Here is an 11,376-nt window from a genome sequence, read left to right on the forward strand (position 1 = left end):
CGGGCAATTCGCCGCAAATGCCCTGATGACGGCGTAGGCACCGGCATCATGAATGGATGAGCACCAGGGCATGGGTCGGCGCCACCTTGTTCGTCTCCGCGATGGCCACCGCACCCGACGCGCTCGCGCAGGACCCCAGCGGCGAACAGTGCCCGCCGCGCAACGGCCAGAGCATCGTCATCACCGCCGGCGACATCGACTGCGTCACGGCGTCGGACTATGCGGCGCAGTACAACCCCAACGGCGACAAGTATCAGGTCATCGCGCCGTTCACCTGTTCGTCCGGCACGGCGATGACGGCACCGCTGCTGTTCCAGTGCGTCGCCGACACCGAGGACCACGCCGAGTTCGCGGTCTACCCCGGGTAGCGCCGGACGGCCTCATCGGCCGCGAGTGTGAACCTGACGACGCCTGAGCGCGATTTTCGTCGTGACGTTCACACTCGGCGCGCGTTCACGGCGCTTTCGGCACCAGCCGCAGCGAGATGGAGTTGATGCAGTACCGCTGATCGGTCGGCGTCGGATAGCCCTCACCCTCGAAGACGTGCCCGAGGTGGCTGTGGCAGTTCGCGCACACCACCTCGACGCGCGGCATGCCCATCGAGTCGTCGGGGCGCAGGATCACCGCGTCGGAGTCGGCCGGGTCGAAGAACGACGGCCAGCCGCAGTGGGACTCGAACTTCTCGCTGCTGCGGAACAATTCGGCTCCGCAGGCGCGGCACTCGTACACGCCGTCGGTCTTGGTGTCGGTGTACTCGCCGGTGAAGGGGCGCTCGGTACCGGCCCGGCGGAGCACCGCGAACTCCTCTGCGGAGAGCTTGTCGCGCCACTGGTCGTCGGTCAGTTGCACCTTGGGCGTACTCATGGTTCCAAGTTAGCGCAGCGACGGCTCCGCGGACCCGGGGCGGGATACCGTGAGGCATGCGAGGGCGGTGGAGTGCACGGCCCGGTCGTCTGGTGCTTGCGGGCGATCTGGCCGGTACCGACGGCGTCGACATCGACCTGCATCACCACCCCGCGGTCCAGGTGACGGTCGGGCTCGACGGTGCGCTGGCGGTGGTGCTCGACGACGGCCGGACCGTGCTGTGCCGGGTGACGGTCATCGCGAGCGGGACACGGCACGCGCTGCGGCCGGGCGGGGCGCGCACCGCGTTGTCGGCGTACGTCAACCCGGTGGGCCGCACCGGCGCGGCGCTCAACGGCCTCTGCCGCCGCGACGGCGATGCCGGCGTATGGACCGCACCGCTGGCCGACGACACCGCGGAACTGATCGCCGACTGCTGCCGGTCGGACGATCTCCAGGGCGCGGCGGACGTCGCCGTGCGGGAGGTGCTGCGCACTGCGGGTGTCGACCCGGCCGACGGCGCGCCGGTGCACCCTGCGCTGCGCCGAGCCGTCGAGGTGGTGTCGTCGGGCATGCCCAAGCGGGCCGACCTCGTCGCGGTCGCCCGCGCGGTCGCGGTGTCACCGGATTACCTCGGTCGGCTGTTCCGCAGGCAGACGGGTGTGTCCTTCTCGGCGACCGCCCGGTGGTCGAGACTGCTCAGCGCGCTGCCGCATCTCGACCGCGGCGCGTCGGTCACCGATGCGGCCCACCTGGCGGGCTTCGCCGACGGCGCCCACGCCCACCGGGTGTGCCGGGAGCTCGCCGGCATCGCGCCGAGCCAGGTCGCGCAGCTGCTGGCGGAAGACAGGACGGATCCGTTCAAGCGCGCGTGACCCCGTCGCACGGACACTGATGTCATGCCGGTGATGTCGAAGGTCGAGCGGGCGTTCTGCTGTGGGGCGCTGTGGCGCCGCAGCACCGACGCCGTCGTGGGCACGCTGCAGGTCGACCGATTGGGCCGCGATGTCCTCGAGATCGGTTCTGGCAGTGGCGCGGTCGCAGCGGCGCTGCAACAGGTGCTGCCCGATGCGGCGGTGACGGCCACCGATCTCGACCCGGTCATGGTGGCCACGGCGGATCGCCGCCTGCGGCCCTATCCGGCGGCGCGGGCGGTACCGGCCGATGCCACCGCCCTTCCGTTCGACGACGACGCGTTCGACTCGGTGGTCAGTTGCCTGATGCTGCACCACGTCATCGACTGGGAGGCCGCGGTCGGGGAGATCGCCCGGGTGCTGCGCCCGGGTGGGGTGTTCGTGGGGTACGACCTGGTGCGCACCCCGGCCGCGACGTGGCTGCACCGCCTCGACAGGTCACCGTTCCGGCTGTTGACGCCGCCCGAACTCGGCGACGCCTGCCGGGCCGAAGGGCTGTCGGTGGACGTCGGACCGCGTTACCGCGGTCAGGCGATGCGCTTTCTGGCGACCCGGTGATGCGGTCTCAACCTCGTTCGGCCCGAACGCATTCCTCGGCATAGGCGAACGCCGCCTCCTCATCGTCTGCGCTGAATTCGCACATCGAGGCGATCCTGCCGTCGCGGTGCTCCGTCACGATGACCATCGTCCAGGCATAACGTTCACCGTCCTGCCCGACCGCCTCGCGTTCCAGCCGGATGAGACTGCAGGCCGGTGACAGCCAGTTCACGGCCGACACCCACGTACGCGTCGATGCGACAAGGGTGTTCAGTGTCCCGAACGTGCCACGCAGCTCACTCGCCGATCGATCGGGAAAGGCGCTGTGCGACCGATTCTCGACCTGCATACCCGGGGCGCAGAGTTCATCGAACAGCCGATCGAATTCGTTGCGGTTGACCAGGATCGGCGCCTCACTCGACATCAACCCGTTCAGTGCGAACGGCGCACCCTCACCGCCGTAGTAACGGTGCTCGAGTTCGCGGCAGGCGGCGTCGAAGTCCTGCTCGTCGAAGCGGCTCTCGGAGGCGATGAGGCCGTCCCGGTCGATCTCCACGACGTGCAACTGCACGCTCTCGTTCCCGGCGTCGTCAGACCACCGGCTCCAATGCAGGTTGAGTGTCTCACCCCGCACCGCGAGGATGTGGATCTCGGAATGGTTGTACTGCGCGCAGAGCCGTTCGAACGCGGCGCGGAATTCGCCTGTGCCGCGGATGGGAGCACCGCTGATTCGCCGGCGGTCGTCGAAAACCGTTCTTTCCGAGCAGTGCCGCATGATGCCGTCGACATCGCCACTGCACAACGCATCGTTCATCGCCTGCACGACGTCGCAGGACCGGTTGGTGAGAGGCAGAGGGCTGCTGGCGGCCCGCACACGCTCCTCGGCGTAGGCGAACGCCGCCGTTTCGGCGTCAGCGTCGAACATCGACGCAGCGGCCAGCCGTCCGTCGCGGATCTCGTACACGTCGATGTGTGTCCATGCGTATTCTTCGCCGCCCGGCCCGACGGCATCTCGCTCAAAACGGCCGACCACCACAGTCGGTGTCAGCCAGCACACGGCCGAGCCCCACGTTCGCGTCGAGGCGACCAGCGCATTCAGCTGTTCGAAGCTGGCGCGGAACTCCGCGAGCGACAGGTCGCCGCCGAAGACCGAGCGCGACCTCTTCTCGACGAGGCGGAAGTCCGCCGTGGTGAGGTCGCCGAAGACACGGTCGAGGTCGCCTGCATTCACAGCGAGTGCGTATTCGACCGTGACGACACCCGCTTCGGCGAAGTCGGAACCCTCGTCGGCGTAGTAGCGCCGCTCGAGTTCGCGGTAGGCACCGTCGAAGTCGTCCTCGTCGAACCGGCCGTCATACTCGATCCGCCCGTCGGCACCCACCTCGTGCACGTAGAGGTGCGCTGTCTCATCGCCGGCGGCGCTCGACCACCGGCCCCACCCCAGATGCAGACGGTCGCCCCGCACCGCGAGCGTCCGTTCTTCGAATCGGTGGTACTGCTGGAGTACGCGGTCGATCGCAGCGCGGAGTGCTGCGCCATCGTCGATGGCATCACCCGTCAGCCGCCTCCGGTCCTCGTGGACGAACCGGCCGGCGTAGCAGCCGAACATGCCATCTCGGTCCCGCTGCCGCGCCGCGCGAGCGAGGGCGGCGGCCGTCTCGGCTGCCTTGTTGGTGACGGCGAGCCTGCTGTCGGCGGCCCGCGCCCGTTCCTCGGCGTAGGCGAACCCTGCCTCCTCGTCCTCGACCGCGAACTCGCACATCGACGCAAGTCGGCCATCGCGGAACTCGCACACGTAGATCCGAGTCCATGCATACCGCTCACCGTCGTGGCCGACGGCCTCCCGCTCGTTGCGGCCGATGCAGCACGTCGGCGACAACCAGGACGCCGCGGAGAACCACGTCCGCACCGACGTCACCATCGCGTAGAGCTCCTCGAAGGTCGCACGGAGTTCGGCGGCGGAGCGATCGCCGAAGACCGATCTCGTGCCGCTCGCGACGTGGAAGTCGGGTGTCGTCAGCTCGCCGAACACCCGGTCGAAATCACCCTTGTTGGTGGCGAGGGTGACCTCGGTCGCGACCGACCCCGCTTCGGCGAACGCAGCGCCCTCGCCGGCGTGGAAACGCCTCTCCAGCACGCGGAAGGCGTCCTCGAAGTTGTCTTCGTCGAAGCGGCCTTCATAGATGAACCGACCGTCCTCGCCGATTTCGCTCACGTGCAGACAGGTGGTCTCGTAGCCGGCGTCGTTCGACCAGCGGCTCCGGCCGAGGTGCAGGCGTTGGCCCCGCACGGCGAGGGTGTGCATGTCGAAGTGGTGGTACTGCTCGAGGATGCGCCTCTGGGCCTCGCGCAGCGCATCACTGCCGGACAGCGGATTGCCGCTGAGGCGCCTGCGGTCGTCGTAGACGAGTTCATCCGAGTAGCAGGCGAACATGGTGTCGAGGTCGCCCGATCGGGCCGCCGTCAAGAGCGCATCGGAGGTTTGGCCGGCTCGGTTCTCGACAGCCAGCCGGCTCGAGGTCGTGCGAAACAGTGCGGCGGCGTAGGCGAACGCCGCCTCCTCGTCCTCGAGTTCGAATTCGCACATCGACAGGAGCTGCCCATTGCCGAACTCGTTCGCGCACAGGCGACGCCAGGTGTACAGCTCGCCGTCTTGTCCCGCGGCTTGCCGCTCGAGCGTGAAGATGCCGCAGTGCGGAGCCAGCCAGTGAACTGCGGAAAGCCATGTGCGTGTGAAGCTCACCATCGCGTCCAGCCCTTCCATGGTCGCGCGGAACTCGGCGACGGAACGATCGGGGAAGAGTGCACGCGACCGGTTCTCGACACGCATCTGAGGGCTGGTGAGCTCGACGAACGCCCGGTCGAAGTCGCCCTCGTTCATCGCGATGATCCACTGGCTCGAGACGGTGCCTCCTTCGGCGAATGCCGCACCCTCGCCGGCGTAATACCGGTCTTCGAGCTCGCGGTAGGCGTCGAGGAAGTCGTCCTCGTCGAAGCGGGCGTGATAGACGAGCCGACCGTCGTCGCCGGTCTCGTTGACGTAGAACGTGGTGGTCTCGTTTCCATCGTCGTCGGCCCAGCGGGTCCAGACCAGGTGCAGGCGCTCACCCCGCACGGCAAGCACCCGGATGTCGAATCGGCTGTATTGAGCGAAGATGCGCTCGATCGCCGCTCGCATCGCGTCACGGCCGACGACGGGATCGCCTGCGAGCCGCCGGCGGTCGTCGTACACGAAGCGGTCGGAATACCAATCGAGGGTGCCCTCGACGTCGTGCGCCTGAACTGCACGCAGGAACGCCGGAAGGTAGGCGCAGGAGCGGTTGTCGACCGCCAGGCGCGCGGACGTGGGCGCTCGTGCCGTGTGAAGCGGGGTCGAAGCCGTCGGCTCGTCCGCATCAGCCACCCGGCCGACCGTGCTCGCGACATCCTTTGCGGCGTAGAGCCGATCAGCCTCCGCGCGAGCGCTGTTCGCGCCGCCGGTGTCTCCGGCCGCGGCGAGTACCCGGCTCAGCGCGAGGCAGGCGTCGGCGTGATCGAGCACCAGATCGGTTCCCTCGGCAACGGCAACCGCATCCCGGCCCATCGCGGCGGCCTCGTCGTGCCGGCCCTCCACGGCGAGGATCTCCGCCCGTACCGCGCGCCAGGCGATCGCCGTCTTCAGGTTGTGTCCGGCGAGATGTTCGCTCTCGGCGGCGTGCCGGTCGGCTTCCTCGACCCGATCCTGCGCGAGCACTGATCGCGCGAGCAGTGCCGCGGCGAGGCCCGCGTCCGCACCGACCCCCAGCGCGTCCAGTCCCTCGAGCGCGGTGCGGAAGTGCGGCTCGGCGGCGACCGGGTCGCCCTCCATCGACTCGATGATGCCCGCGAAAAGTTCAGTCTCCTTCAACCCGTGCCGCAGACCGAGGTCAGCGACCACCTGGCGTGCCTCGGCCAGCATGGACCGTGCCTTGTCCGGGCGGCCCCTGAGAAGTTCCAGTAGCGCCAGACACCGCAACGAGGTGGCCTCGAGCGAGGGCGCGGCCGTCGTCATCCGCTGCATCCGAACCACGTCGAGGCACCGGCCGCCGGCCTTGGGAAGCGGACTCGGGCCCCAGAGCGCCGCCGCAGGCGCCGCGCCGAGCGCTGCGGTGATCTGCCGGTGGTCGCCGCTGTGCCGAGCGGCGATCAGCGCTTCGAAGAGATCGGCTTCGCAGTCGCCGATCCGGCCGAGGCGCGCGCGGGCGCCCGCTCGAACGCGGTGCGCCTTGGCCAGCCCGGCCAGTTCGGCGCGACGGCTGAATTCGTCGATGGCGGACTGCAATTGGATGTCCACGTCGGGCAGTCGTTCCGGGTCGGTGTAGACGGCGAGCTGACTCCGGTAGCAGATGGCCCACGGTGCGAGCGCCTGATCGGCGATGCGGTCGAGGCCATCGACGAGCGGGGCGCCGGCCGCCACGTCGCCCGCGGACAGGAATGCCTCGCAACCGATGAGCAGAAGGTCCGCCAGCACAGCGTGGTCCGTGGCGGCGAGGGCAGCACCGCGGGTGGCCTGATTCCCGGCGGACAGCAGCTCGTCGCGGTCGAGGGCGCGGCGCGCCGATGCTGCGTAGTGACGGGCGGCCCGCAGCGCGAGACCGTCCGACTCTTCGCCGGGTGTGCCGAGCTCGTTGCGGTACGCGCAGGCGGCTTCGAGGTGGCGGGCGATCATCTCGTCGGAATCGAAGGCCCCGCTCGGCCGGCCCGATGCTACCCAGTCGGCCAGCCGCTCATGGAGGTCGGCGCGATCGGATTTCAGCAGTCTGCGGTAGGCGACGTCGCGGATGAGCGCGTGGTGGAAGCGCCAGACGGGTTCGTCGCCGACATAGGCCCCGCTGGGCTGGGTCAGCTCGAGCCGGCGGAGGCGGCCGAGTGATTCGATGATCCGCGCCGGGTCGGAGCCCACCAGCTCACAGACGGCTCCCACCGAGAAGTCGCTGCCGACGACTGCGGCGACCTCGAGTACGCGCCGATCGGTGGGGCTCAGCCGCTCCAGTCTCGAGGCCAGCAGGGCGTGGATGGTCGGCGGAACGGTGATGGCGTCGACGTCGATGGTCAGGCGCCAGCCGCCCGGCTCGGACACCAGCACATCGTCGTGAGCCAGCATCGACATCAACTCGCGCACGAACAGCGGGTTGCCTCCGGTCGAGGACGGCAGGCGAAGGAGAAGCTCGGCAGGCAGTCGATCGGCGTCGAGCACTTTCGCGGCCAGTTCCGCGGTCGCTTCGGCGTCGAGCCCACCGAGCGGCAGTGCCGCCGACACCCACCGACCCGTGCTGACGAGCTCCGGTCGGACCTCGCGGAGCTCGGGCCGTGCCAGCCCCAGCACGAAAACCGGGACGTCGTGCACCCACTCCACCAGATGTTCGACGAAATCCAGCAGCAGCGTGTCGGCCCAGTGGATGTCGTCGACGACGAGCAGCAGAGGTCCGTCGGAGGCGAGTAGCTCGATGAACCGGCGCAGCGCCCAGAAGGTCTCCTCGACCGACCCGGGGACCCCGGCGGCCAGGCCGTTCAGATCGCGCAGCAGTCGATCATGCTCGGGAACGCCTGTCGGTAAGACCTTTTCGAGATCGAGGGCCCGCAGCACCTCGATGATCGGCGCCAGCGCGACGGTGCCTTCGACGTCGCACCGGGCCTCGATCACCCGGACGCGGGGCACTGCACCCGCGGTGAACTCGGCGGCCAGGCGGCTCTTGCCGACGCCGGGATCGCCGATCACGGTCACCAATCTGGCTGCCCGCGCGGTGACCGCGTCGTCGAGCACCGTCTGCAGCTTCTCGACCTCATGGGTGCGGCCGACGAAGGGCGTGGCATCGGCTGCCGATTGATGGCCGAGCCACCGGTGCACCGCCACGGGTGCGGTCCGCCCCTTGACCTGAACATGACCGAGGGACTCATAGGTGTACCGCCCGCGGGTGGCCCGCCGCGTCTCCTCGCCCACCACGACGCGACCGAGCGGGCATTCCGCCTCGAGCCGGGCCCCGACGTTCAGCGCGTCACCCACCAGGTCCGCATCACCGGCGCCGACCACGACCTCACCGGTGTTCACCGCCACCCGCAGCGCAAGCTCGGTGCCGTGGGCGTCGGCGACGAAGGCGGCGAGGTCCACGAAGCGTTCCTGCAGTTCGACCGCCGCTTCCACGGCGTCGGCGGCATCGTCGGGACGGATGCCGGGAATGCCCCACACCGCCATGAAGCCGTCGCCGATGTACTTCGTGACGCCGGCGCGGTGCCGCTGCGCGGTCTGCCGCAGCAGGTGGTGGTAGCGGCTCATGACATCGCGCGCCGTCTCGGCGTCGACCCGTTCTTCGAAGCTGGTCGACCCGGCCAGGTCGGCGAACATCACGGTCACCGTCTTGCGGGCGGCTGCCTGGGCGGGCGGCGCAGCCGCGGGCAGTCCCGGGGTGTCGAGCGGCGTTCCACATCCCCGGCAGAACCGTGCCGTCGCGGTCGCCTCCAGGCCGCATGCGGTGCACGTCCGCGCGAGGGTACCGCCGCAGCCTTCGCAGAAGCGGGCGTCCTCCTCGTTGGTCGTGGCGCAGGAGGCGCAGGTGCGGCGGTTTCCGGCCATGGTCAATCCGGCCTCAGCGCCAGGCAGTCGTGGTCCTCGACGGCTGTGGCGGCGCGTTCGAGCATGGCGCCCAGCAGCTCGAGTTGACGGTCGTTCGCGACGTCGATGCGACCTGCGGCGATGATGGGATAGAGAAAGCACGATGCAGTGGTGAGCCGGTAGTCTCGCCGCAATTCCTCTGCGGGATAATCGATCCCATGCTCGGCAAGGCGTACGGCGTAGCGCTCGACGAGCCTGTCCTCGCAAGCGCGCCGGTCGTCGGTGGCCAGGCTCTGGGTGATGAAGTAGGCGACGTCGTAGGCCCCGCGGCCCGTGGCGGTGATCTGCCAGTCCAGCGCCGTGACGGGTGGGTCGTCGGCCGTGACGGCGAAGAACAACTGGTCGAGCCGCAGGTCTCCGTGCAGGAATGTCATGGGCGGGCGCGCGAATTCGGCGAGCAGCCATGGCATCAGCGCGGGCAACCGCTCACCGAAGCTGCGCAGGGCCGGGGACAGGCCGGAGCCGACGCGGTCGATCGCCACCGGCCAGCCGGCTTCATAATTGCCGATCACGATGCGGGCGAATTCCGGTGTGCTGTACGTCTTCAGCCAGGGCAGCGACCGGAGCCGCGCGTTGTCCCACCAATGGGCGTGGTGCCTGGCGATGCCGTCGATCACCGACTCCGCGTCGGTGAGGGCGCAGCCGGTGGTCTGGTCGGCCTTACGAAGGTGTTGGAGATCCTCGAGGACGAGCACGAAGTCGTGCGTCGCCTCGTCGATGGCGGCGTAGTAGGGACGCGCGGGGGGCAACGGATTGGCCCGGCCGATCTCTCGGTAGAACCGGACCTCTCGCAGGTAGAACTCGAGATCCTCACAGAGGGCCGTCCGTGCCTGCTGGTCGAGCGTCGGGAGCTTCACCACCACCGACGGCGGCAGGTCGGGCCCGCCTTTGAGGCGGACCCGGAACAGCCGGCCGAGCAGGCCCACACCGATCGCGATCTGCTCGACGTCGCAGCCGAGGACATCGGCTTCCAGCACGTCGCTGAGCCAGGCGGGGGTGATGCACTGGGGACCAACCGGAATTGCGGGCATATCCGTCGCCTCCCCGTGGCCTCCCCACGACCGGCCTCATCGTACGAGACCGGGGAGCCGCAGCGACGAAATCGCACGAGCCGGTGCGGATCGTCAGCTGATCGCGGGCGCCTCGGGCTTCGACGGGGTGCTGGGCACGACCTTCTTCAGCCACGGCGGGTCGATGCCTTCGTCGAGGCGGCCGTCGTCCTTGGCGTCGAGATAGCGGAAGTACAGCACGGCGAACACCACGACGAGCATCAGCGACCAGCCGTAGGTGATCTTCGCGTACTCCAGGAACCGCCCTGTCGTCGGCCATTGGCCGAGCAGCCAGCGGTCCATCGTCATGAAGCCGTAGATCGCCAGCCAGGCAGGCCAGTTGCGGATCACCGAGTTCGGCAGCACCACCGTCATCAGGAACGGGAACAGCATCATCGAGTAGTAGCCCTGGCCCAGCGACAGCACCAGGAACGACGCGATCAGCAGCACGCCCGACGAGGTGAGCATCCAGAACCGCGGGTCGCGGGTGCGGTAGTGCCGGTACAACAGCACCAGCGACGCGGCCGCCAGCAGCGCGAACCCGAGCCGCAGCGCCAGGATCAGCCAGGTCGGCAGACCGTAATAGATGCCGTTGCCCAGGATCGAGCTGTTGAAGTAGTCGCGGGTGCCGAAGATGTAGGGCACGGTGCGTGACACGAAGTTCATCGGGTCACTGACCAGGAACCAGCCCGCGGCGTTGAACAGCAGCGGCACCCCGATCGCGCCGACGAACGGCCGCCACTGCCGGTTGAGCAGCGGCAGCAGCATCAGCGGCAGCAGCGACGGTTTGACCACCAGGGTCAGCCCGATGGCGATGCCTGCCAGCCACTCGTGCCCGCGTCTGCCGTCGAGTAGCCACAGGAAGAACAGCGCCTCGGCCAGCAGGATGCAGCCGTTGATGTTGGTGAACACCAGCGTGTTGGTGACCGATTCGGTGCAGAACATCGCCAGCAGCAGCGCCGGCGCGGCGACCGAGGCCAGTGAGTACCGGAACAGCCGCAGCAGCACGTAGGCGGCGAGGACGATGGCCAGGGTGTTGAAGGCGACGAACCAGTACCGCGACGCGTCTACCGGCAGGTAGCCGAACGGCGCGAGCAGCAGGGTGCCGCCGGGCGGATACAGGTAGTGCGGATCGACGTGGTCGAAGTGCTCGTTGTAGATGTCGATGCCGAGCTTGAAGTTGACGACGGCGCGGTAGACCGGTGCGAAGTCGTCGGTGATGTAGCCGTTGGTGGCCAGCACGTAGCTGCGGTGGATGATCGACAGGATCGCGACCGGCCACAACACCGACCGCAGGACGGTCGCGGTGCTCGGTGGCGTGGTGCGGGGCCGGAAGGCGTTCAGGATCGAATCGGTGAACGGCACGAGCGAAACTTACACCGGCGCTCCGGTGCCAGGGGCCGGC

Annotated in this window: 7 protein-coding genes; 3 read left to right on the plus strand and 4 right to left on the minus strand. The window is 68.9% G+C overall.

Annotated elements, in window-relative coordinates; translation table 11 throughout:
* Nucleotides 1-56: 56 nt before the first annotated feature.
* Nucleotides 57-368, plus strand: coding sequence for a hypothetical protein (locus tag ACPCHZ_RS18565; RefSeq protein WP_423486052.1), 312 nt, complete (start codon nucleotides 57-59; stop codon nucleotides 366-368).
* A gap of 85 nt (nucleotides 369-453) precedes the next feature.
* On the opposite strand, the gene msrB is transcribed toward ACPCHZ_RS18565, so the two are convergent.
* Nucleotides 454-864: a peptide-methionine (R)-S-oxide reductase MsrB gene (msrB, locus tag ACPCHZ_RS18570; RefSeq protein ID WP_364979292.1), complete on the minus strand. Its 411-nt coding sequence runs from the start codon at nucleotides 862-864 to the stop codon at nucleotides 454-456.
* A gap of 92 nt (nucleotides 865-956) precedes the next feature.
* Between msrB and ACPCHZ_RS18575 the strand changes: the two genes are divergently transcribed.
* Nucleotides 957-1,718 carry a helix-turn-helix domain-containing protein gene (locus tag ACPCHZ_RS18575; protein WP_423486053.1) on the plus strand — a complete coding sequence of 254 codons (762 nt, stop codon included), beginning with the start codon at nucleotides 957-959 and terminating at the stop codon, nucleotides 1,716-1,718.
* Between the two features lie 24 nt (nucleotides 1,719-1,742).
* Nucleotides 1,743-2,315, plus strand: coding sequence for a class I SAM-dependent methyltransferase (locus ACPCHZ_RS18580; protein ID WP_423486054.1), 573 nt, complete (start codon nucleotides 1,743-1,745; stop codon nucleotides 2,313-2,315).
* Nucleotides 2,316-2,322: 7 nt separating this feature from the next.
* Here the strand turns inward: ACPCHZ_RS18580 and ACPCHZ_RS18585 are convergent, their stop codons facing one another.
* From ACPCHZ_RS18585 to aftC, 3 genes are all read right to left on the minus strand, one after another.
* Nucleotides 2,323-8,883, minus strand: a complete 6,561-nt coding sequence (locus ACPCHZ_RS18585; protein ID WP_423486055.1) for a nuclear transport factor 2 family protein — start codon at nucleotides 8,881-8,883, stop codon at nucleotides 2,323-2,325.
* Between the two features lie 2 nt (nucleotides 8,884-8,885).
* On the minus strand, nucleotides 8,886-9,953 hold the full coding sequence (locus ACPCHZ_RS18590; protein WP_423486056.1) for an oxidoreductase family protein: 1,068 nt from the start codon (nucleotides 9,951-9,953) through the stop codon (nucleotides 8,886-8,888).
* A 93-nt stretch (nucleotides 9,954-10,046) separates the two neighbouring features.
* Nucleotides 10,047-11,336 carry an arabinofuranan 3-O-arabinosyltransferase gene (aftC, locus tag ACPCHZ_RS18595; protein ID WP_423486057.1) on the minus strand — a complete coding sequence of 430 codons (1,290 nt, stop codon included), beginning with the start codon at nucleotides 11,334-11,336 and terminating at the stop codon, nucleotides 10,047-10,049.
* Between the last annotated feature and the right edge of the window lie 40 nt (nucleotides 11,337-11,376).

This window comes from Mycobacterium sp. NPDC050041 (assembly GCF_049541695.1).
In the GTDB taxonomy this organism is placed as follows: Bacteria; Actinomycetota; Actinomycetes; order Mycobacteriales; family Mycobacteriaceae; genus Mycobacterium.